Genomic DNA, 23,580 nt, shown 5'->3' with positions numbered 1-23,580 from the left:
TCTGGTCTAGTCCAGTCTGGACCCTATTCAATATGTCAGTATCCAAGCGCAATAAACAATTGCTAATTCTTATTACTATTAGCTGTTTGGTGCTGTTGCTTTGGTATATTCCCGCCTTAGGAATCGTTAGATATCCCTTTATGCTGTTAGGTACTTGGTTTCATGAAATGGGCCATGGATTAACTAGCATTGTGGTTGGGGCACATTTCGATCGGCTTGAAATATTTGCAAACGGAAGCGGTATTGCTTACACAACCTATTATTCTGATGCATGGGTTCCTATACATATTGGTCGTGCACTGGTTGCCGCAGGAGGGTTATTAGGTCCGGCTATTGCCGGTGGGATTCTGGTCATACTCTCATCCAAACCTAATTCGGCTAGATGGGGAATGCGATTTCTATTAGTAGTAATGATCACATCGATATTATTATATGTTCGGTCGACTACAGGGGTTTGGGTATTATTAATCATTAGTATCTTACTGGGGCTTGTCTCTTTTGTGAAGAACAAGAAATTAACTCAATTAACATTACTGTTTTTAGGAATTCAAAGTACATTAAGCACCTATTTACAATTAGATTATTTGTTTACAGGTGAATTTGTAATGGAGGGTAAGCTTATGAAATCTGACACACAAAATATAGCCGAATCTTTATCAGGAAGTTATTGGATGTGGGGTGTTGTTATCATAATCATTAGTGCTTTTATTCTTTGGAGAAGTTACCGCTATTATTTAATTCATTCCGAATAACCAATGGACGCTCTTTTAAAAAAAATTGCAAAATGTGAAGTTTGTGTAAAAGATCTACCTCTTGGCCCCCGGCCAATTGTAACCGCTCATCCTGATTCTAAGATTATCATTATCGGACATGCTCCTGGAACTAAAGTCCACAAAACTGGAATTCCTTGGGATGACGCTAGCGGAAAGCAATTGCGAAAATGGCTAGGGGTTTCAGATCTCGACTTCTACGATGAAACAAAATTTGCTTTTATTCCAATGGGGTTTTGTTACCCCGGAAAGGGCAGTTCTGGCGATCTACCTCCAAGACAGGAATGCGCCCCTCTTTGGCACCAAGCCTTAATGAATCAAATCAAAAGCCCTGAGCTAGTAATCCTAATAGGTGCTTTTTCCCAAAAGTATTACCTAAAAGAAAGGGCTTTTAAAACACTCACACAAACTGTAAAAAACTACAAGAATTATTTACCTAAGTATCTGCCATTGGCTCATCCTTCACCTAGAAATCGATTTTGGAAGGCAAAGAATCCTTGGTTTGAACAGGAAGTGATTCCCGAGTTACAAAAACGAGTTCGAGAAGTCATTAAACTATGAGTATGCTAATAGTCGACAAAATTATTGGCACGTATTTGTTATGAAAATTAGACCCACAAGGTTTTCAAAACCTTAGAACTTTATAATTTAAAAGAACCTATCTGGCCAACTTCAACTCATCTTACTCAGAGATAAAAATCTAATTACTCAAATCTCAATACTCATATCTAATACTGTGATCCGTTATGCTTCCCCTCATTCCATCCGTATTTGCCTAAATACTGTTTGCCACTTTCAATCGCTCCTTCTTCTACCGTAGTCCCCATACTATCATTCCAGCGATTCAGGTATCCAAATAATGAGATAACCCCAAGCATTTCTACAATCTCACCTTCATCCCAATATTTATAAAGACGTTCTTTAATATCAGCGTCCACCGCATTAGGTACCATCGACGCTTGTAATGAAAAATCAAGGGCTGCACGTTCTGCTTCGTTAAAGGCAGGATGCGTGCGGTATTCCCAAATATTATCCAGCTGTTCCTGCTCAGCTCCATAGCGCTCTGCAGCACGAATAGCATGCGCTTGACAATAACGACAACCAGTCGCATTACTACTCACCCAAGCGATCATTCTTTTTAAGGCTGATGTTACACGGCCTTCATTTGCCATTACAGCCTTATTTAGGTTAATAAATGCCTTACTTATAGCTGGGCGACGCTGCATAGTCAACACTGAATTTGGGCAAAAGCCCAATGTTTCATTGAAAAATTCTGCCAACTCTCTTGTTTCAGGATCATGTGACGGGTCTAAAGGTGTAACTAAAGCCATATTTTTTAATTAATAATGTATTGTGAAAGATTAATAATTTCTGTTTTATCGTTGGGCAAGGTACAATATAGCTTTGTTAAATTCCAATGATCAAATCCCAAAATCCAAAATTGTAATTTGTATTTTGGAGGTTGGAATTTCATTTAGAATTATGCGCTGGACACTGCAAGCTAAACCTTCAACCACAACGGTAAATCACCTTAAAAAAGTCTTGGGAATCAATTCAACAGTTGCATCGCTTTTAGCGCAACGGGGTATTGAAACGTATGAAGAAGCAAAGCAGTTTTTCAGACCCGCTTTAGACGATTTGCATGATCCTTTTTTAATGAAGGATATGCAAAAGGCCGTTGATCGTATTCAAACGGCAATTTCCAACAATGAAACCATCATGATTTATGGAGATTATGATGTAGATGGAACTACTGCGGTTGCTTTAGTATCATCCTTTTTATTGTCAATTTATCCAAATGTGACAACCTACATTCCTGATAGATATGATGAAGGATACGGGATTTCTTATAAAGGAATTGACTACGCGGATGATAACGGAATTAGTCTGATTATCGCATTGGATTGTGGCATAAAAGCTATTGAAAAGGTGGCTTATGCCAAAGAAAAGAGAATTGATTTTATAATTTGTGATCATCACCGCCCGGGTAACCAAATTCCTAATGCGGTTGCTGTTTTAGATCCAAAACAAGAAGATTGTAACTACCCTTATGATGAATTATGCGGTTGTGGAGTTGGCTTTAAATTAATACAAGCCTTGTCCGTATTATTCGGTCAGACTATTGATGATCTTATTCCGTATCTCGATCTGGTTGCGACTGCCATTGGTGCTGACATTGTTCCCATAACAGGAGAAAATAGGGTGCTTGCCTATTTTGGGTTGCAAGTGATCAATACTCAACCCAGAGCTGGTTTTGAAGCAATTATTAAACAACTTAAAAAACCAATATTAACCATTACTGATGTTGTGTTTATAATTGCTCCACGAATTAATGCAGCAGGACGCATGAAACATGGTCTGCACGCTGTTGAACTGCTTACAGAAACTGATTTGAATATTGCGATAGAATTTGCTTCTCAAATCGAAGCCTTTAATACTGATAGAAGGTCTTTGGATAAAGAAATTACGTCCGAAGCTTTATTACAAATTGAAGAAAATGATGAGCAAGATCGGCTAACAACAGTAGTGTACAATGAAAACTGGCATAAAGGTGTTATTGGTATTGTAGCTTCTAGACTAACTGAAACCTACTATCGCCCTACGCTAGTATTTACCAAAAGTGGGGATAAGTTGGCGGCCTCCGCCAGGTCAGTTAAAGGGTTTGATGTATATAATGCCTTGCAGGAGTGTTCTGAACATATCGAGCAATTTGGTGGACACAAATACGCCGCGGGACTGACCTTGTTACCGGAGCAATATGAAGCTTTTAAAAATAAGTTTGAAGAAGTAGTTGCAAATACGATTGATAGGAAACTGCTGACCCCGGAACTATCGATTATTCAAGAACTAAAACTGGAACATATCACTCCAAAGTTTTATCGCATTTTAAAACAGTTTTCACCTTTCGGTCCAGGAAACATGACTCCCGTATTTATGAGTCAGCAAGTACAGGATACTGGATACGGAAAATGCGTAGGTACCGATGAAAGTCACTTGCGAACTACCATGTCACAAGATCAATCAGAACCTATAGTTGGTATTGGTTTTGGCCTAGGTCATAAAAAGGATCTTATTACAGAGAGAAAACCTTTTGATGTTGCCTACACTATCGATGAAAATGAGTGGAATGGGAGTGTGAGTCTGCAATTAAAGATTAAGGATATTCGATAACACTCTTTTGAAATTTTATTTATATTTAGTCTAAATAAAATTAATATCTTTATCGCTTCAATCCAAAGTATCATGCAAGAGATTAAAAGAATATATCATAACGAGGTAGGAATCGGATTTTATTGGAAAAAAGAAGCCGATTTGTTAGATAAGAAAGTGCAGTTGGTTTTCAGGGACACTGGATTTTATTTAACCATTAATCAACTTGAAAAGTTTAAACTGCAAATAGCACATTCGCTTAAAACCTATTGCAACCAATGCCCCTATGCTAATGAGTGTAGGAATATTTTGCTTAAAAGCCCTTGTAATTTTATCGATTTTGCTGTAACCCAAAAAGAGCTTTATGCCATTGACGATTTAATAAAAGGTGTTTTGTTCCAAATAAAAATGAATCGTTTAATTCAAGAAGTTTGCCCTAATTAATAGGGTATTGAGTATCATGCCTGTCAAATAAAGACAAAGAAAAAACCGCCCCTTTTTGAAGTAGTAGGAGCGGTTTTCCAAACTAAATAACCAACCAAAATTTAACTAACTTTTTTATCTCTTCTGACCTTAACTTTCATTGTCTTGTTAATGGTCTTTTTACGTTTTTTACTTGTTGTTCCTTTCTTCGATTCTTGTTTCAAGAATTGCGTGTATCCTCTTCCCTTGAACTCATATATCGTTTCTGAATCTGGATGATACAATTCGATCGTGTTGTCATTAATAACGTATAATTCGAAGTAGTCATTGCCTAAAAAATCATAATCTAGTGTTAAGGTTTTCACCTTGTTTTCTCCTGCGATATCAAAGACTTCATAAATACCTTCATAGTCATACTGAATATTTCTAATGGGGGTTCCACTCGCATCTGTTGATGATAAGAACGTATCGCCGTTACCATCAGCTAAAAAGGCTAAGAAGTTTTCGGCATCAAAATCATTCAATGCTCCTTCTTCACTCACAAAGGTCTTTTCCCAAGTGTTGTATTCCTGCAAGAAATACTGAATATTATCATAGAACACGAAGTCATAATCAAAGTTATACTTTTGATAACCTGTCAAGTAATAACTGGTATTACTTGTGCGATCGTAAATCTCTATTCTGTTATCACCCCTTTGAAAAACTTCAAGCCTCCATAATCCATCAACATCATGATCTATCTCAATAAACTTTCCAAACGTATCATAGCTTCCAACATCAATTCCCAGCCCATTACCTCGATTTCCTATGCCGACTAAATTATTATTAGCGTACATAGTATAGTCGTTGTCAAACGTTACGGTAAAGGCGCGTTGCAAAAAAGGCACTTCACCATTTCCTTGTGTTTCATTGATATTCACATACCACAAATCATAAGAAATTAATAGTTCTCCCAATGTTACTTCGGGTACAACTACAAAATCGTCGTCTTCTATTATAGCAACACACGAAGTAAATAATATACTTGTCATTGCAAAAACCGTAAGTAATTTAGCTATCTTCATAATCTATTCGTTTTTGATCTGTTTGAAATATTTCAAGCATCGTGCCAAAAACATAAGTGATTTATTATCAATGTTTTAAATTGGTTTAGTGCTTTTCAATTTTGTGTTATTTAATCTTAGAGGATGAGTAATTTTCCTAAAATTGCCGTATTAGGCGGTGGCAGCTGGGCAACTGCAATTGTCAAAATGTTATCAGAAAACCTAGATGAAATAGGCTGGTATATGCGTAGTATTTATGCTAAAGAACATTTAATAAATGAAAAACATAATCCTAATTATCTAAGTGCCGTAGAGTTCAACACTGAAAAACTGAAGCTTAGCAATGATATAAATGAAATCGTTGCTGAAGCAAACTACCTGATTTTTGCCATCCCTTCTGCTTTTTTAAGTGCCGAATTAGAAAAGCTAACAGAGTCTTTAGAGGACAAAATCATATTTTCTGCCATTAAGGGAATTGTTCCTGAAAGCAGTAAGATTGTTGGTGAGCATTTTCATGATATTTACGACATTCCCTTTAAAAATATCGGGGTTATTACAGGGCCTTGCCATGCCGAAGAAGTTGCACTTGAAAGACTTTCTTATTTAACCATTGCTTGTGATGATGAAGATAAAGCCGACATTGTTGCGAAGGCACTATCCAGCAAATACATTAAAACAAAGGTTACTGAAGACATCATTGGTACTGAATATGCTGCTGTACTTAAAAACATTTATGCAATAGCGGCAGGAATTGCTCATGGCTTGGGCTATGGCGATAACTTTCAAAGCGTTTTAATGAGCAATGCCATAAGAGAGATGAGCCGTTTTATTAAAAAGGTTCACAAAATGAAACGCAAAATCAATAATTCAGCTTATTTAGGAGACCTTTTAGTAACGGGTTATTCTATTTTTAGTAGAAATCGTTTGTTTGGTAACATGATCGGGAAAGGATACACGGTAAAATCGGCTCAAATGGAAATGAACATGATCGCTGAGGGTTATTATGCAGTAAAAAGTGCCTATAAATTAAATCAAAAGAATGGTGCAGATACTCCAATAATTGATGCTGTTTATGCCATTTTATATCAGCATAAAGAGCCTAAAAAAGTGTTTAAAAAGCTGTCTCAAAAAATGGATTAATCTTTACATATAATCATTAATGCCTAGACAAAATCACATACGATATATTTCTTTCTTCATATGTCTTGGGTTTGTGATTCTAATTAAGGGGCAATCGACAATCCTTTCCAAAAATCAGGAGCAGGCACTAGTTGTACCTGTATTGAATACAGCTAACCAGTTTCCTAATCAACAAATCTACCTTCAAACAGATAAGGATATTTATGAAACCCAAGAAAATGTATGGTTTCACGCTGTCCTAAAAAATGCTCACGATCTTAGTGCAGATGACAGATCAAAAGTGTTTTTCTTGACCTTACTCAATTCAGAAAATGAAGTGATTGTAAAGGCTAAATTTCCTATTAAAGATGCCATTGTTCAAGGTAGAATATACTTACAAGAATTTTTGACCCCTGGTATTTACCATTTGGTTGGTTACACAAAACATGCTATTCAGCCAGGCCAAACCTTCTACAAAACAATAAAACGACTTGAGATCAAAGAAACATTAATACCTAAGGTGCTCATATCATACGAACAAGAACTTTTAGATTTAGAGAAACTTCAAGTACAATTTAAACTCACATCTAGGTCAGGTGCTGTTGCCAAAAAAACCAAACTAAGGCTAAAAGGAATTAGTAGTAATGGTGAATCAGTGCTAGCAAAAACAATAACGGACAGCACCGGTAAAGCGATCATTACTATTGATATTAAAAAGGCTTCAGCTTTTAAAAACTTTTTATGTGAAGTTATAGATAAGAAAAAAAATAACCAGCGTACGCCTATTTTTCTTTCGATAGATGATCTTAAAACTCCTGAAATTCACTTTTATCCAGAGTCGGATTCTCTAACTACTACATTAAACCAAAATATAGGTTTCAAAGCGATTTTAAAAAATGGTCGTCCAACAAACTTTCAAGGATTACTTCGAGAAGATAATGTACCTATAGACACTGTAAAGACCTCTTTTTATGGTATGGGTTCTTTTAAAATTAAGCCTAAACCAAATAAAAACTACTCCATTCAATCCCTTAGCGATCCAACGCTGATTTTTGAGCTTCCAAAAGCAACTAAAAATGGAGCCATTTTCAGTCTTCAAAATTTGGATCAACAACATGCAGACATTCTTTTTCAAACCACTGATCTTTCCTTTTATAAAGGAGAAATATTTATACGAGTGCAGTCAAAAGGATCGATACACTGGATGGGTAAAGGTAATCTTATTAGGAATGAGCAGTTGCTATCTATTCCAATTGATCGCGCTCCTCCCGGAATCGTTGAAGTGGCCATTTTTGACAAAAACCTACAGCTATTATTTAGCAGATTACTGTATGTACATGCCGGCAATAAGTTATATGTAGAACAACTCAATAGCCTAGAAGACAGTTATTCACCACGCTCAAAAGTAGTAATACAACTCAAAATAAAAGACCGTAAAAATCTACCAAAAAAGGCAAAATTAAGTATGAGGGTGTTTGATCATTTATATGACGATGTAGTTCAAGATAGAAACATCGCTTCTTACTTTCTTTTGGAAAGTAATTTAAAAGAAAACATTTCGAAACCCGGTATTTACTTTAAAAACAACCTTAATGGTACTGACTCACTAAATCTCCTACTATTAAACATCAAACCTGACACGTATATATGGAGCGCGTCAAATCAAATTACTAAACACGGTAAGTTCGATATTCAAGAAGATATTGTGGGTAAGGTGATGGTAAAAACTAAATCGGGAACGCTCAAATCTTCGGGAGTCTCCGACATACAACTGTTTAATTCAAATGGTGTATCACTCCATAAAACCAATGAAAATGGAATGTTTAGAATAACAAAAGAAGTATTGAATTATTTTAGAGGAGAATCCCTTTTCGTTAAAACAACAGTTGCCGATGGGGTAATTAAAATACTTGATAATGACAATAATATTTTTGGAGACAGTAAAATTACTTTGGAATACCCAGAGGTATATACCCTTCAAAATTTTGAAAAAAACAGTCAGCTAGAAGACCAAATACGAAGTTTTAATCTAAATAGCATGAATTATTTAGATGAAGTTGTGGTAAAAGCACAATACAAAAACAGAGGCAAGAACGCTGCTATTTATGGTTTATTTGCTGGTAATGTTTATGACTATGTATGTGTGGAATACAATATTTTAAATTGTATTAATCACAAGCAAGGTTACGCCCCAATAGATGGTGAATTTTATAGAGATAACTATGGCACCTTAATACAGTACAAAGCCCCAGAAAGGAAGGAGTCACCAAACAACAAACCAAAAGACTTTGTTCTCATAAACTCCTTTTATTCAGATAAGAAATTTGAGGATACTAAATATATTGACTCTTCAGAAAATTTCGATTTTGACAACAGAAAAACCCTTCATTGGGAGACCGATATAGCAACGGATAATGAGGGCAAGGCGACAATCACATTTTTTACCTCTGACAATCGAGGGGTTTATAAAGGATTCGTCGACGTGTATACCGATGATGGTTTGTTCGGTGTTTATGAGTTTTCAGTCAATGTTTATTGAACCAATACACCCCGAAGCTTCATATTCGGCACATTTTGTAAAGCCTTTACATTGATGGTATTTTTTCTAAAAAGGAACTTTTTATCATACAACATCCCACCAGCAAAAAAAGTTACTTGAAACTCATTGTTCAAACTAAGTACGTCTTCTTGCATCAATTCAATTTTAGCAAAAGACTTCGCCTCAATTTTCGGAAAACTATGACGCATGGTAGATGTTTTTCTATGTTCATCATACCCTTTAGAGACTATTAAAACACCCTCTATCGCATCCATTCGATTGTTGATGATATAAGCGTTCCAATCATTCCATTCAAATTCCGAATTGTACTCTTGTACTACCGCTACATGTACATTTTTAACTTCGGGTATTTGAATATCTTTTCTCACCTTATAAAGCCGATTTAAACTGTTCTAAAAATCGAATATCATTCTCACTTAGCAAGCGAATGTCAGGAATTTGATGTAGTAATAGCGCAATGCGATCGATACCCATACCAAAAGCAAAACCCGAATACTCTTTTGAATCGATGCCGCAGTTTTCTAGCACCTGTGGATCGACCATACCGCATCCCATAATTTCTAACCAACCAGTACCTTTGGTCATTTTATAATCAGTTTCGGTTTCTAGTCCCCAATACACATCTACTTCAGCACTGGGTTCAGTAAAGGGAAAATACGATGGGCGAAGTCGTATTTTAGATTTTCCAAACATCTCCGTTGTAAAATATTGCAAGGTTTGCTTTAGGTCAGCAAACGAAACATCTTTGTCAATATACAACCCTTCTACTTGATGAAAAAAGCAGTGCGATCTGGCCGAAATTGCTTCGTTTCGATATACTCTTCCAGGAGATATTGTCCTAATTGGTGGTTTGTTATTTTCCATGTAGCGTACCTGCACAGACGAGGTATGCGTACGCAACAAAATGTCAGGATTCGTTTGTATGAAAAAGGTGTCCTGCATATCACGAGCTGGATGGTATTCCGGTAAGTTTAATGCGGTAAAATTATGCCAATCGTCTTCAATTTCCGGTCCTTCAGATACATTAAACCCAATACGAGAAAAGATATCAATGATCTGATTTTTTACTATTGAAATAGGATGACGAGCACCAATTTCAATAGCATTTCCTGGCCGTGTTAAGTCGCCATATAATCCTGCTAGCTCCGTACTGCTTTCTAATGAGGACTTTGCCTCTTCAATCTTATTTTTAACAAGATTTTGAAGAGTGTTGACTACCTGACCAAAATCTTTTTTCTGATCAACAGGTACATTTTTAAACTCGGTGAAAAATTCTTTAATAAGACCTTTTCTACCCAAATATTTTATACGGAATTCTTCTACCTTCTCCTTGGTGTCGGCAGTAAATTGTTCTACCTCTGCAATATGTGCTTTAATCGTATCGAGCATCATCAATGATATTTCAAGCGCCAAATTTAGCTATTTAAAGGCGATTATCCTTCAAGAAATTAGCTGTTTGTTATGTTGACACACTTTACCAACGAAACTGAAGAAAATATCAACGCCCCCTAAATAAAAGATGAAAGATCATTAGTTTATATACTCTAATTCTAAAAAATACCCTACTATTGCTTCTTTCATTAAAATAGATTGCTCTCCCGCTTTTAGGCTGGGTAATTGTTCTTTTACTTTATAATGGGGCCAACCATCATCATCAAAAAAGTCAAATTCATAAAAGCCATAAGGCTCTAACAAACGGCATATTGCAATGTGCATTAGGTTGAGCTTTTCATCTTTTTTGAAGCTTCGGTGGAGTTGTCCAAGTTCTTGGACGCCTACTAAATATATGATTCCATCTAGATCTAAGTTTTCACCATCAGAAAATTGATCAGATAATTTGGTAACTAACAGTTCCCAACGCTCCTTTAACTGTTCGTCTCTTGTCATAGTTTACAAAAGTAGTATTTGCAATACTTTTAATCACACTAAATCTCCTAATTCCTGACCAATTAAGCTTCCAATAGCAACACCCATTCCCCCAAGTCGAACTCCGCATAAAACATTATTATCTAAAGCTTTTACAATCGCCTCTTTTTGACTACCAACACCCATTATACCAGTCCAACGTTGATCAATTTCAAAATCAGCATCGGGCAAAATGGTGGTTTTAAGTAAGTATTCTAAGCTATTTTGAATTTGGTCGGTAGTAGCAAAATCAGTGGTGGTTTCACCCTTGAAATCAAGGTTTCGACCACCTCCAAATAAGATTCTATTATCTATATTTCTAAAATAATAGTACCCTTTATCAAGATGAAAAGTGCCTTTAATTTCTAAATTTTTAATGGGCTTAGTGATTAATACTTGTGCTCTTGCAGGGCTTACTTTATCAATCCCCAATTTTGAGGCGAATCCGTTTGTTGCAATCAATAATTTTTCAGTTGTTAGCTGAAAATGGTTGGTATTTACAACAACCCGGTTATTTTGATCTTGATAGTCCGTAACTGTTGTGTTATTTAAAATGTTAATGCCTTTTTCCTGAACTTTCTTAAGCAATGTGTTCATCATTTTTCCAGTATCGATCTGCCCCTCAAACTGATTAAAGATTAGATTAGGGCGAACGTTTTTGAAACCGAATTTATTCGGTTTAACCGAAAAGACATCTTGCTTAAAAACAGGTGATAAAAGCTTATTTAGATAGTCTAGTTTGCTCAAGCATTCCGATTCTAGTTGAGCATCTTTGTCTATAAATAGCTCGTATCCTCCATGAGGCTGAAAATCAAGATTTGTGTCCCCAATCATTGTTCTTAGTTGGTAAAGGCCCTGCCACCGTTTTACAACGAGGTTGACCACTTCATCTTCAGAATGAGCATTAAGGTCGTCTAATAGTTCTGAAGCACTTCCAAAACACGCGAATCCAGCATTTTTGGTACTTGCCCCCTGTGGCAAAATCCCTTTTTCTAGAATTAGCACTTTGCTTTTGGGATATTTTTCTTTGAGCTGAAGTGCACAGCTAAGACCAACAATACCACTACCCACGATAGTGAAATTGACATTCGAAAGCCATGATTTTTGTTCCCAGTAGCTCAGTTGCATCTACCTAAATTTAGATGCACAAATTACAATTTTAGATTGATGGAAAAGTAAATCATCATCGCAATATTGAAGTATTGCTATGATAGTTGCCATGAATAAAAAACCCCGGAAGATTCCAGGGTTCGTAGTATTTAATATTCTTTTTATTCCTTTTCTTCAGGCTTCATTTCAAAGTCATCCATAAATGCCGTGGTGTAATTACCTGATACATAATCGGGATGATCCATTAACTGACGATGAAACGGAATAGTGGTTTTAATTCCCTCAATTACAAACTCATCCAAGGCGCGCTTCATTTTATTAATCGCCTCCTCCCGCGTTTGGGCTGTAGTGATCAATTTAGCGATCATAGAATCGTAATTAGGTGGAATAATATATCCTGAGTAAACATGAGTGTCTAATCGAATACCATGACCTCCTGGGGCATGCATATTGGTTATTCTACCTGGAGAAGGTCTGAAATTGTTATATGGGTCCTCCGCATTGATACGGCATTCTATAGAGTGTAATTTTGGCGTGTAGTTTTTACCGGAAATCGGCACTCCTGCTGCAACCAAAATCTGTTCGCGAATTAAATCGAAATCAATTACCTGTTCGGTAATCGGGTGTTCTACCTGAATACGTGTATTCATTTCCATAAAGTAGAAATTGCGGTGCTTATCTACCAAAAACTCTACCGTTCCAGCTCCCTCGTATTTAATATATTCAGCTGCTTTAACAGCCGCTTCACCCATTTTCTTGCGAAGTTTGTCTGTCATGAATGGCGAAGGTGTTTCTTCGGTTAATTTCTGATGACGACGTTGTACAGAGCAATCTCTTTCTGATAAATGACAGGCCTTCCCTCTTGAATCACCTACCACTTGTATTTCGATATGTCTTGGCTCTTCAATAAGTTTTTCCATATACATACCATCATTACCAAAAGCTGCAGCCGACTCTTGTCTGGCACTATCCCAAGCTTTTTTAAGGTCTTCTTTTTTCCAAACGGCCCGCATTCCTTTACCACCACCTCCAGCAGTAGCCTTAAGCATGACCGGATATCCTGTTTTAGCAGCAAGTTTTTCACACTCTTTGAAATCCTTTATGATTCCGTCTGAACCAGGCACGGTAGGTACTTTTGCCGCTTTCATGGTTGCTTTAGCAGTAGCCTTATCACCCATTTTTTCAATCATCTCTGCAGAAGCACCTATAAACTTAATATCGTGCTCTTCACAAATCTTTGAGAACTTAGCATTCTCAGACAAAAATCCGTAACCGGGATGAATTGCATCGGCGTTGGTAATTTCTGCCGCAGCAATAATATTTGATATTTTTAAATACGACTCACTACTGGGCGCGGGACCTATACATACCGCTTCGTCTGCAAAGCGTACATGTAAACTTTCGGCATCGGCAGTAGAATATACCGCAACCGTTTGAATACCCATTTCCTTACAAGTACGAATTACACGCAGTGCGATTTCCCCTCTATTGGCAATTAATATCTTCTTAAACATATCGATACAAATAATCAAACTCCAAGCCCCAAATCCCAGCAAAACGGGTTTTGGATATTGGACATTGGAATTTAACTTATGATGGGTCTACAAGGAATAATGGTTGATCGAACTCTACCGGAGAAGAATCATCAACTAATATTTTCACAATTTTACCTGAAACCTCTGATTCAATTTCATTAAAAAGCTTCATTGCTTCAATCACACAAAGTACATCACCTTCTGCTATCGTTTGACCTACCTCAGCAAAAACAGGCTTGTCTGGTGCTGGCTTTCTATAGAATGTTCCTATAATTGGTGATTTTATAGTGATGTATTTCGAGTCATCATCAGCTGCCGGAGCTGCTGCTTCTGCCGCCGGTGCGGGTGCCGCTGGCACTGCTGGAGCTGCGGGTGCCGCTGGCATGGCTGCAGCCATAGGTACTTGTTGTAAAATTGTAGTCTCGCCACCTCTAGCATCGCCTTCGGTACCGGTTTTAATGGTGATTTTAATATCATCCATTTCCAACTTAACTTCGCTCGCACCAGATTTAGCTACGAACTTGATCAGGTTTTGAATTTCTTTTAGTTCCATATAGTGTTTAGTTAGGAATACTTTTGGTTTTTAAGAATTATAAGCCCAGGTTAAATATATGGCTCCCCAGGTGAATCCACCGCCGAAAGCCGCAAAAACGAGTTTGTCGCCTTTTTTAAGTTTCTTTTCGTAATCAAATAATAATAATGGTAATGTAGCCGAAGTGGTATTGCCATATTTAGCAATATTCTTCATTACCTTTTCTTCCGGTAATCCTACACGATTAGCGGTAGCATCAATAATACGCATATTAGCTTGATGCGGCACTAGCCAATCTACATCTTCATTAGTGAGTGCGTTGCGCTCCAGTATTTTCACACTTACATCGGCCATATTAGACACCGCGAATTTAAAGACTGTTTTACCATCTTGTTTTACAAAATGTTTGCCTTCGCGAACAGTTTCCTCTGTTGCCGGCATCACCGAACCTCCCGCTGCAACATTTAAAAACTCACGACCTACACCATTGCCTCTTAAAAATTCGTCTTGCAGACCGAAACCTTCTTCGTTTGGCTCAAAAAGAACAGCACCTGCGCCATCTCCAAAGATGATGCAGGTGGTTCTGTCTTTATAATTTATGATTGAGGACATTTTGTCTGCCCCTATGAGTAGTATTTTTTTATAGCGTCCAGATTCAATGTAACTAGCAGCGGTAGACATTCCATACAAAAAGCTGGAACATGCCGCTTCTAAATCAAACCCAAAGGCGTTGTCTGCCCCAATTTCTGAAGCAACATAAACTGCGGTAGCAGCTGCCTGCATATCAGGTGTAGCAGTCGCTACAATAACCATATCAATTTCTTTGGGATCGATACCGCTTTTTGAAAGTAAATCTTCTGCGGCTTTGATGGCCATAAAGGAAGCCCCTTTATCCTTATCTTTAAGAATGCGGCGTTCTTTTATTCCTGTTCTGGTAGTAATCCACTCATCGTTGGTATCTACCATTGTTTCCAGAATTTGGTTAGTTAACCGGTATTCTGGGAGATAAGCTCCTACAGCGGTAATAGCTGCCTTGGTTTTACTCATATCTTGGTTTTAGTTAGGTCCCTCTCAGAAGGCCAAAACATTCAAAAAAGTGTGGAAAATTACTAAAAATATGACTAAACGAGTCAAAAAAGCGTCATTTTTAACAAGAAAGCTCGTTTTTAGTTTGAAAGCGTTTAGTATGAAAAAGTTAGCGATAACTAATTCTTGTACATAAAAAAACTCCCACCTAAGTGAGAGTTATGCGTTTAAAATAGCCTATTGTATTAAGCTGCGTTTTCCTCAGTATTATCAATTAGCACTTTTCCTCGGTAGTACAATTTACCTTCATGCCAGTGAGCCCTGTGATAAAGGTGAGACTCTCCAGTAGTTTTATCAATTGCAATTTGAGGTGCAGTGGCTTTATAGTGAGTACGTCTTTTGTCTCTTCTTGTTTTAGAGATTTTTCTCTTAGGATGTGCCATTGTACTTAATTATTTATCCGTTAATAGTTTTTTTAATGTGTCCCAACGGGGATCTATTTCCCCTGAATCTTCATCAGTTTGTTTTGGCTGAAGCTCTTCTAACTTTTCTAATATGTCTGATTTTAAACTGCCGTCTTTTACACCAGGATGTATTCTTTTTGAAGGAATACTCAACACGATCATCTCATATATATACTGAGCGATATTAATTTGATACTCGCCATGTGGTAAAATGAGTAACTCTTCATTTTCGTCATTGTACTCATCTCCAAATTTTACAACTAAATTAAGTGCTCCGTCGGTATACTGATCAAAGGGTTCGTTGGTAATATCACAATTAATATTTACCGATCCCGATGATGTAAATGCTAGCTCAAGCATATTGCTTTTTTTTTCAAGCAATAAATCGACCTTTACATTAACATCGTTAAAATCATCATATTCAAAAGTCTCAAAGAACGTCTTGCCTACTTCATATTCAAACTGATGCTTTCCTACTTTCAACCCAACAAATGGGATATTATATTCCTTCAACTGCTTCATATCGCAACATCAAGTTCAAAAAACACCTTATTCAAAGGCGGGTGCAAAGATATAAAAAATATTAAGTTTTAGTGCTGGTTATCAACTTTTTTATGTTCATACATTAAATAACATAACGGGCTTGTAAATCTGTTCTCGATATCAGTCTATTTTTTGGCCAAAACACCTATTACAAATAACAAATTCAAGAAAAAAACGATGATTTGAGCGATGAATAATATAAAAACAAAAAACTGTATATCATAAAAGTAGAATGAAACGACAGCTGTCAATATGATTAGAGCCAAATGCAAAGCAGAAAACAGGACCGATGTTTTTCTTTTTATTATTTGAATGATGAGATAGGACAGCAATGTAATTATAGGACATATTAACGCAAATAGAATAATCCAGAAACTTAAATCGACTGTGTAATCTTCAGTTTGGTTATAGCTTGGTTTCATATCAAAAGATCCCGAAGCCAAACTCAATAATACATAGGTAACAAGTGTTAGAAAAAAGAGCTTGTTTTCTAACAGGTGTTTTACAGTGTTGTTTGATTTGATTTTTTCCAATTTCAAATGCGATCAAAAAGACACATCAAAAGTATGGTTTTATTCAAAAAAATAACGAAAAAAGCCCCTTCGAAACAACGAAGAGGCTATATGTTGAAAAGCTTAAGTGCTTTACCTATCCTAATAAAGAAACGATTGCGTTATAAGCAAAAGTTAACAAGCCTAAAGAAATTAACGTTAGGTATACCCAAGTAAATGTTTTTACCGTTACGGCCTCAATACCTTTTACGTTTGATAATTTTCTTTTATATGCTTCTTTAAGTACTAAAACTGCTTGCATGATGTTTGAGGGATTTAGTTAGTTACTTTTATATTATGGCACAAACCTAAACTAACCACGGGGTTTACCCTACCACTTTTCGGTTAAATACCAGTAAATGAATATGAAAAACACAAAATAGGTTTATGTGCAGTGAAAATCGGATATATGGTTTGGCGAAGCCTTAGTGAATTTAGCGACTTTTTTCCTTTTTCTGTTTTTGCAGCGGATTTGCGCTAAGAACCTTATACTCAGAACGGTTTTTGTAAATTGATATTGCTTTAAAAACAGCTTCCTCAAACGAGCTATGATCTGCCAGGCCTTTCCCTGCTATTTCATAGGCTGTGCCATGATCAGGAGAAGTGCGAACATGACTTAGTCCGGCAGTATAATTTACTCCTTGTCCAAATGATAGCGTTTTAAAAGGAATCAAGCCCTGGTCGTGGTAGGCTGCAATTACTGCATCGAACTTTTTGTAGTTGTCAGATCCAAAAAAACTATCGGCCGCATAAGGACCATACGCCAAAAACCCTCTTTCATTAAGTTTAGCTAATGCTGGTTTTAACACCTCATCGTCTTCTTTTCCTATCACTCCATTATCCCCCACATGTGGATTGATCCCTAAGACTGCGATTTTGGGCTTTCGGATACCGAAATCAACCTTTAATGACTCGTTAATTGTAGTCAATTTTTTAGTGATCAACTCTTCATTAATATTGTTGGTCACATCTTTTACAGGGACATGATCTGTGAGCAATCCTACTCGCAATGAATTGGTAATCATGAACATTAAGCTGTTACCTTCTAATTCCTGATCTAAATAATCAGTATGTCCGGGGAATTTAAAATCTTCAGCCTGAATATTCGATTTATTGATCGGTGCAGTTACCAACACATCAATTTCGTTATTTTTCAATGCCAACGTCGCAGCTTTTAAAGATTTAATAGCATATGTACCTATTGTTTCATCTTCTTGACCAAAATTAATGTTGACATGTTCTCTCCAGATGTTAACCACATTTATTTTACCATGTACCGCTTTTGATGCACTGTCAATACCGAAAAAATCAAGCTGTAGATTTAACTGCTTTTTTAAGTAAGAAAGTGTTTTTGCCGATGCGAATATGACTGGAGTACATAATTCGAGTATCCGCTTATCCTGAAATGTTTTCATGATGACTTCGCTTCCTATGCCATTAAGATCACCTACAGAAATTCCTACCTTTATCTTTTCTTTATTTTGCATTAAGTTGATGTGGTTTTGTACTACTTTTGATATTACAAATGTACTTTAATTTCATCGAATCATGTTTACCGGTATTGTTGAAGCTTTAGGAGTAGTAACGGGTCTTGAAAACGAAAAAGACAATCTTCATATTACTATTAAAAATGAGTTAGCTAATGAGCTAAAAATAGACCAAAGTGTCATGCACAACGGGGTTTGTTTGACCGTGGTTGCTATCCATGATGATGAATATACGGTGACAGCTATCAAAGAGACCTTAGATAAAACCAACATTGGAGATTTACAAGTTGGGGATATTGTTAATCTCGAGCGGGCTATGCAGTTGGGTGCACGACTTGATGGACATATTGTACAAGGTCACGTAGATCAGACTGCTACGTGTATTAACGTAACAGATGAAAATGGTAGTTGGGTCTTTAGCTTTGAATATGACGCGTCCCTTAACAATATTACAATAGAGAAGGGGTCCATCACTGTAAATGGCACAAGCTTAACCGTTGTTGACTCAAAAACAAATGGATTTAGTGTAGCGATCATTCCTTATACCTATGAGCACACCAACTTTAAAACCTTTAAAAAAGGAACGATCGTTAATTTAGAGTTCGACGTTATTGGAAAGTACGTTGCAAGACTTCACAAACTAGCTTGATTTTCAACATTTTTACCTAAAATTGGCCTTAATACTGTTGTAAACAACAGTCTCAAAACTGGGTGATTTATGTAAAAAAGATGTATTTTATCGATGAAATATGATTTTTATCGAAATACATTATGCCTGCATAACAACTTTATCCTACACATGGCGGTATATTTGTACCACCCAACCGAAAGAACATTCAAAATCAAATTGTACATAACAACAATAAATACAAATGATCAACCCGGTTACCTTTTTTTACTCTAAAATCTATACATACATAACCTACGCTGGTATAACTGAAGTGAACCCACACTTACAGTCATCATTAATAGTAGCTGCTACCTTATTTTATTATATGCAGCAAGCCATTAACCTATTGCCATTTGAACTTAACCTAACTACGCGACTGATAACACTGTTTTTATGCCCCCTTAGTCTATTTATATGCTATAAATATTTTAACAACGACGGTAGAGAAAAACAACTTGAACGACTGAATCGAAATGAAAGTGAAGATGATCGAAGCCTAAACAACGCCTTAACAATTGCACTTTTAGTGCCCGTGTTGGTTTTCTTTACCGTTACTGTTTTTAAATTATAACAGCCCCCTACCCTTAATTTATTAATGACCTAGTTTGTAGACCACACCTAAAACAAAGAAAACCCCTTTTCATTTGAAGAGGGGTTTTAATTTTTAATATTACTTGGTTTACTTACCAATAATCACTTTCCCGCTTTTGTAGTTTTTTTTAGATGATTCAATACTATACAGGTATACTCCGGATTGAAGTGTTTCGGTATTGACAAAATCGCGATCAGAAGTTATCTCACGCTGTATGAGCAATCTTCCCTTTAAATCATATAATTCAAAAACAACGAATTCATCATCACTTTTGTTGCTATACACATTCACCCCTTTATCAATCACAGGATTCGGAAATAACAAATAGGGATCCTTTTCAGTAAAGAAAAATGCCGAAACTATATCAGATTCAATAGTACCACCATTAATTGTATTGATTAGAAACTTGTAACGGTTTTGTCCAAGATCAGGATCGTTATCAACTACTGAAATCTGCGAATTGATAAAACCTGATAAGTTTTCGATCACTATTTCTTGTCCGTCAGCTAGTATTTTTAAAATTGATATGTCTTCAATACCACTTAAACTACTTAATTGGGAAGTGATTTCTATGCCATTTTGATCATCACTTAGCTCGGCTGATATCGTATCAAAATAACACCGCTCGCCAAAATCTTGGTAACTAATTGTAGGGCTTCTCAAGGCTTTTCGATCATTGGTAAAAACAGGAGCTACTGCGAAGAAGGTAGTCACATATCCTGTTTTGTCAAAGCTGAACACCGTATCCTGCACCTGTGCTATCGCTTGCATTTGTTTTTCTTGTAAATTGTAAATCTCGTACCCTGCGGCATTGGTTGTGTTTGGCCAATTCAACTCTACTGTGGCTTCACAATTAAGCGATACTTGAACGTTAAATGACCTTGAAATGGAAAATACTTCAGATAGAAAGTTGGTGTCATCAATGGTCATTCTTAGCTGAGCAATACCCGAATAATCTACAGGAGGATCCCATTGATAAAAGCCATCGCTAACAGTAACAGCATTATCTATTAGCTGCCATTCTGCTTCATTATTATAGCGAACAGCTATAGATCCCAAAGTGTTTTCAGGGAATGTCTGCGACCATCGAACTACATTGACAAAATCGCCGTTGTATGGGTAGTTTTCATTTTCCAAAGGGTATGTCCAACTAAATGCCTCTTCGCTTTCCCAATAGTATGAAACTGAAAAGGCTTGGTCTTCGGTCAATGTCCCTGCACTTACCTTTATAAAGTAATCACCAGCAGCAGCTGTTTCAAGTGTTAGCTGTTCTACCGTATTTATATTATCAATTGCGCGAATAGCAGGTAATTGCAGTGTCGCTGCAGTTGAATCTGTGTTTAAAACCCAAGGCAAAATTTCATTGTCTCTAGAATCAATTAAGCTAAGATCAAGATCATTTACTAAAGCAATATTGTCATTAGGACTAGCCGCGGGGTCTGTCCAAACTAAAGTAACTTTAATATGTTTTACATTTTCCGGCACGGTCACACTATAATTTTTAGTTTCATTATTAGCGATTATGTCACTTATATAGGTCCCCTTTTTTACTAAATCGATAGCTTTTTTAGCATTCAAACTACCATAACCTGTTGAAAAGTCGGGTCCTTTAGCACCAACATCAGTGGCCGTATTAATTAATACTGACTTTAACATTGCCGCAGTTGGTTGGTTGGCTGTTTCATTTTCATATGCTTCACTAACCAAAAGAGCAGCACCTGAAACTAACGCTGCTGTATTTGAGGTGCCTTCAAAACTATACGCGACTAATTCTGGTTTCAATCGACCGTCATAGGCCGGACCTTTTGATGAAAAGTCGGTTGGTTGATTCAATTCGTTAATGGCACCTACTAGCAACGTATTTTTAGCCATTTTGAAATTTCCAGTAAGATTAGCAAATCCTTCAATTCCTGCATAAGTACCATTTTCAGAAGATGCCCCCCCGCTATTGCCCGAAGAAAAAACATGTAGCATTTGCGGATTCACAGCGACCATATCGTCATATTCAGCTGCTAGCTCACCATAGAAACTTTCAATTTCTGTTCCGTACGAGTGATTTTGAATCTGAACCTGTGCATTATTAAGTATTGTTTGATCATCCGGGAAAACCTCATTAAAATCAGATAAAAAGATCATTGTACCAGTAGCGACACCCGTGCTAGTTGCTGAGCTATTACCTAGTCCACTAATGATCGTTGACATATCAGTTGCGTGATTATCTATGGTCTCAGAAATAATAGGAGAGTCTACCCTCTTGCCAATAAGATCAATATCATCAGGGTTAAACTGGTTGTCTTTAATCCCAACCGTTATGTTAGCTCCTAACAGATCAGGATACGTATCTTTTAACGCATTTATGCCATTTATAGTGGGATTTAAATCACTCACAACAGACTCTTTTTTAGTAATGATTGCCTCTTTCCCTACATAAGTAACGTTATCATTGGGTAACACGATATGGCTAATAATTGCATTATTACAAGCGACGACCAATCGCCCTTCATTCTGTTTTAAAATCTCAACACCCTGAACTCTAAGCATATTAGCCAATAGCCGGGTGTTATCCCTAACTCTAATTACAAATATTTGTTGAGTTACATCTTCTAAATCAATGTTCGGAGACAATTTCCAAAGGTCATTAACCTGTACTAAGTTATCATCCAAAACAGAGGCGACAACAATGGCATGATTTGAATCCAGTCTCCTGATTAATTGATAATTTTCAATCGCTTCAGTACCATGAGTATGCTGTAAAAAATAGGAAGATTGCTTTTTCGAAGCCAAAACTCCAGATTCAAACACTTCAAAATGACTCCACTTTTTACAGGGATTATCCTGCTGACCAATACCTGACCAAACGACACAAAAAAGAGTCATGAAAACAAGAAAAAGTTTCATTTTGTTTAATAAGCAATTTTTAACAATTAAACACAATTTATGAAAAAAGAATATTAAATTTAGTTAAATACTAATTTTCCTACAATTTGAGAGGAAAAATCATGAATATTTTAAGAATAGTGTAATTCGTCGATAAGCCCTTTAGGCATCGTGCCTGATCGATGAATGAATTTGATAATTTGATAACATTTTGATTAAAAAAACAAAAAATCTCTATTTTTTTGTGATATTTTAACTATTTATTTGAAAAAAATGTATTTCGTAGTTATCTTTAAAGGGTTCTTTGAAATATATGCTTCAATTTAAAATCAAACATTAACCAAAATTAACTTAGCGATGAAAAAAGTTAAAAACTATGTTGTATTATCTATATTATCTATAGGTTTACTTACAACATCATGTGAAAAAGAAAATTCCGATCTTATCGAAGATGAGGCAAATGCTGAAATCTCTGAAGATATTATAGCCAAATTAACCTCATTGGCTTTTAATCCTAGTGATGTAGCACTAACCGATTTTGTGCTACCTGACGGTTCTACAGAAAAGCGTTATATGGTAGAAGGCGATATCGCACTTACCAAAGACTATATCGAAACAATGGAACTTAATGGTGGCGTTCAAAGTGAGCAATACCGAACTAACAATCTAGTTAGCCCAAGGACCATACGAGTTATTGGATATACTGGTGGTGGTGGTTTTGGTCTTACTCAAAACAATCGTACAGGTTTACAATGGGCTATTAACAACTATAACCGCTTAAATTTAAGTATCAGGTTTACACTTACATTTGGCACAAACTATGAGCCATATGATATGGTAGTATATCGTAACCCTAACCAAAATGGTTCTGGCGGTTCTGCTGGTTTCCCATCAAACGGGCGACCTAACAAATTCGTACAAGTATACGGACTTGATAATGCAAATCCGAATGTAAATGAACATGTAATGACTCATGAGATTGGGCACTCTGTTGGGTTTAGGCATACTGACTATTTTAGCCGTCAAAGCTGTGGTCAAAATCAAAATGAAGGTAGCGCAGGCGTTGGGGCAATTAGAATTCCCGGCACTCCTGCAGGTTACGACCCAACATCGATTATGTTGGCTTGTTTTAGCTTCTCGACCAATGGGGAGTTTAATAATAATGATGTTACCGCATTGAATTATTTATATTAATCAATTAACAGCATATATTTCAATTCTAA

The 23,580-nt window shown here is 36.5% G+C and carries 23 protein-coding genes; 9 read left to right on the top strand and 14 right to left on the bottom strand.

Going from position 1 to position 23,580, the window contains the following annotated elements; all coding sequences use genetic code 11:
- Positions 1-32 precede the first annotated feature (32 nt).
- Complete coding sequence (locus tag ABN763_RS05165; protein ID WP_410484366.1) at positions 33-752, top strand: M50 family metallopeptidase; 720 nt, start codon at positions 33-35, stop codon at positions 750-752.
- A 3-nt stretch (positions 753-755) separates the two neighbouring features.
- The gene (locus tag ABN763_RS05160) at positions 756-1,331 is read left to right on the top strand and encodes a uracil-DNA glycosylase family protein (RefSeq protein WP_410484365.1); all 576 of its coding nucleotides are present in this window, start codon (positions 756-758) and stop codon (positions 1,329-1,331) included.
- A 167-nt stretch (positions 1,332-1,498) separates the two neighbouring features.
- Here the strand turns inward: ABN763_RS05160 and ABN763_RS05155 are convergent, their stop codons facing one another.
- Positions 1,499-2,101, bottom strand: a complete 603-nt coding sequence (locus ABN763_RS05155; RefSeq protein ID WP_410484364.1) for a carboxymuconolactone decarboxylase family protein — start codon at positions 2,099-2,101, stop codon at positions 1,499-1,501.
- A 151-nt stretch (positions 2,102-2,252) separates the two neighbouring features.
- On the opposite strand from ABN763_RS05155, the gene recJ reads away from it, so the two are divergent.
- Positions 2,253-3,941: a single-stranded-DNA-specific exonuclease RecJ gene (recJ, locus tag ABN763_RS05150; protein ID WP_410484909.1), complete on the top strand. Its 1,689-nt coding sequence runs from the start codon at positions 2,253-2,255 to the stop codon at positions 3,939-3,941.
- A gap of 72 nt (positions 3,942-4,013) precedes the next feature.
- Positions 4,014-4,364 carry a hypothetical protein gene (locus ABN763_RS05145; protein ID WP_410484363.1) on the top strand — a complete coding sequence of 117 codons (351 nt, stop codon included), beginning with the start codon at positions 4,014-4,016 and terminating at the stop codon, positions 4,362-4,364.
- 101 nt (positions 4,365-4,465) lie between these two features.
- Here the strand turns inward: ABN763_RS05145 and ABN763_RS05140 are convergent, their stop codons facing one another.
- Positions 4,466-5,407 carry a nicotinic acid mononucleotide adenyltransferase gene (locus ABN763_RS05140; protein WP_410484362.1) on the bottom strand — a complete coding sequence of 314 codons (942 nt, stop codon included), beginning with the start codon at positions 5,405-5,407 and terminating at the stop codon, positions 4,466-4,468.
- Between the two features lie 123 nt (positions 5,408-5,530).
- On the opposite strand from ABN763_RS05140, the gene ABN763_RS05135 reads away from it, so the two are divergent.
- Both ABN763_RS05135 and ABN763_RS05130 read left to right on the top strand, forming a co-directional pair.
- Complete coding sequence (locus ABN763_RS05135) at positions 5,531-6,526, top strand: NAD(P)H-dependent glycerol-3-phosphate dehydrogenase (protein ID WP_410484361.1); 996 nt, start codon at positions 5,531-5,533, stop codon at positions 6,524-6,526.
- Between the two features lie 19 nt (positions 6,527-6,545).
- Entirely contained in the window at positions 6,546-9,044 is a 2,499-nt protein-coding gene (locus ABN763_RS05130) for a hypothetical protein (protein ID WP_410484360.1), read from the top strand.
- Here ABN763_RS05130 and ABN763_RS05125 read toward each other — a convergent pair.
- The 11 genes from ABN763_RS05125 to pdxA form a co-directional block, all read right to left on the bottom strand.
- The gene (locus ABN763_RS05125; protein ID WP_410484359.1) at positions 9,038-9,433 is read right to left on the bottom strand and encodes a hypothetical protein; all 396 of its coding nucleotides are present in this window, start codon (positions 9,431-9,433) and stop codon (positions 9,038-9,040) included. The two genes, ABN763_RS05130 and ABN763_RS05125, sit on opposite strands and share 7 nt — an antisense overlap.
- 1 nt (position 9,434) lies before the next feature.
- Positions 9,435-10,454, bottom strand: coding sequence for a phenylalanine--tRNA ligase subunit alpha (gene pheS, locus ABN763_RS05120; protein WP_410484908.1), 1,020 nt, complete (start codon positions 10,452-10,454; stop codon positions 9,435-9,437).
- A gap of 141 nt (positions 10,455-10,595) precedes the next feature.
- Positions 10,596-10,952, bottom strand: coding sequence for a hypothetical protein (locus ABN763_RS05115; protein WP_410484358.1), 357 nt, complete (start codon positions 10,950-10,952; stop codon positions 10,596-10,598).
- A gap of 33 nt (positions 10,953-10,985) precedes the next feature.
- Complete coding sequence (locus tag ABN763_RS05110) at positions 10,986-12,098, bottom strand: NAD(P)/FAD-dependent oxidoreductase (protein ID WP_410484357.1); 1,113 nt, start codon at positions 12,096-12,098, stop codon at positions 10,986-10,988.
- Between the two features lie 143 nt (positions 12,099-12,241).
- Positions 12,242-13,594 (bottom strand): acetyl-CoA carboxylase biotin carboxylase subunit, encoded by a 1,353-nt coding sequence (gene accC, locus ABN763_RS05105; protein WP_410484356.1) that lies wholly within the window; start codon positions 13,592-13,594, stop codon positions 12,242-12,244.
- Between the two features lie 76 nt (positions 13,595-13,670).
- Positions 13,671-14,168 carry an acetyl-CoA carboxylase biotin carboxyl carrier protein gene (accB, locus tag ABN763_RS05100; protein ID WP_410484355.1) on the bottom strand — a complete coding sequence of 166 codons (498 nt, stop codon included), beginning with the start codon at positions 14,166-14,168 and terminating at the stop codon, positions 13,671-13,673.
- 30 nt (positions 14,169-14,198) lie between these two features.
- The gene (locus ABN763_RS05095; RefSeq protein ID WP_410484354.1) at positions 14,199-15,194 is read right to left on the bottom strand and encodes a beta-ketoacyl-ACP synthase III; all 996 of its coding nucleotides are present in this window, start codon (positions 15,192-15,194) and stop codon (positions 14,199-14,201) included.
- Between the two features lie 224 nt (positions 15,195-15,418).
- Entirely contained in the window at positions 15,419-15,616 is a 198-nt protein-coding gene (rpmF, locus tag ABN763_RS05090; RefSeq protein WP_410484353.1) for a 50S ribosomal protein L32, read from the bottom strand.
- Between the two features lie 9 nt (positions 15,617-15,625).
- A complete protein-coding gene (locus ABN763_RS05085; RefSeq protein WP_410484352.1) occupies positions 15,626-16,159 on the bottom strand; it encodes a YceD family protein in 534 nt (177 codons plus the stop codon).
- 669 nt (positions 16,160-16,828) lie between these two features.
- Positions 16,829-16,993: a hypothetical protein gene (locus tag ABN763_RS05080; RefSeq protein ID WP_410484351.1), complete on the bottom strand. Its 165-nt coding sequence runs from the start codon at positions 16,991-16,993 to the stop codon at positions 16,829-16,831.
- Between the two features lie 172 nt (positions 16,994-17,165).
- Positions 17,166-18,218: a 4-hydroxythreonine-4-phosphate dehydrogenase PdxA gene (gene pdxA, locus ABN763_RS05075; RefSeq protein WP_410484350.1), complete on the bottom strand. Its 1,053-nt coding sequence runs from the start codon at positions 18,216-18,218 to the stop codon at positions 17,166-17,168.
- A 61-nt stretch (positions 18,219-18,279) separates the two neighbouring features.
- Here pdxA and ABN763_RS05070 point away from each other — a divergent pair, with 61 nt between their 5' ends.
- Together ABN763_RS05070 and ABN763_RS05065 are read left to right on the top strand one after the other, a co-directional pair.
- Positions 18,280-18,867, top strand: a complete 588-nt coding sequence (locus ABN763_RS05070) for a riboflavin synthase (RefSeq protein ID WP_410484349.1) — start codon at positions 18,280-18,282, stop codon at positions 18,865-18,867.
- 223 nt (positions 18,868-19,090) lie between these two features.
- Positions 19,091-19,459 carry a hypothetical protein gene (locus tag ABN763_RS05065; protein WP_410484348.1) on the top strand — a complete coding sequence of 123 codons (369 nt, stop codon included), beginning with the start codon at positions 19,091-19,093 and terminating at the stop codon, positions 19,457-19,459.
- 108 nt (positions 19,460-19,567) lie between these two features.
- On the opposite strand, the gene ABN763_RS05060 is transcribed toward ABN763_RS05065, so the two are convergent.
- Positions 19,568-22,378 carry a S8 family serine peptidase gene (locus ABN763_RS05060; RefSeq protein ID WP_410484347.1) on the bottom strand — a complete coding sequence of 937 codons (2,811 nt, stop codon included), beginning with the start codon at positions 22,376-22,378 and terminating at the stop codon, positions 19,568-19,570.
- A 336-nt stretch (positions 22,379-22,714) separates the two neighbouring features.
- On the opposite strand from ABN763_RS05060, the gene ABN763_RS05055 reads away from it, so the two are divergent.
- Positions 22,715-23,551 (top strand): M57 family metalloprotease, encoded by an 837-nt coding sequence (locus tag ABN763_RS05055; RefSeq protein WP_410484346.1) that lies wholly within the window; start codon positions 22,715-22,717, stop codon positions 23,549-23,551.
- The last annotated feature ends 29 nt before the right edge of the window (positions 23,552-23,580 follow it).

Origin of the sequence: Spongiivirga sp. MCCC 1A20706, from assembly GCF_046524175.1 — a bacterium.
Classification (GTDB): domain Bacteria; phylum Bacteroidota; class Bacteroidia; order Flavobacteriales; family Flavobacteriaceae; genus Spongiivirga.
Note: the sequence above shows the minus strand (reverse complement) of the source record. Positions and strands in the feature narration are given on the sequence as shown.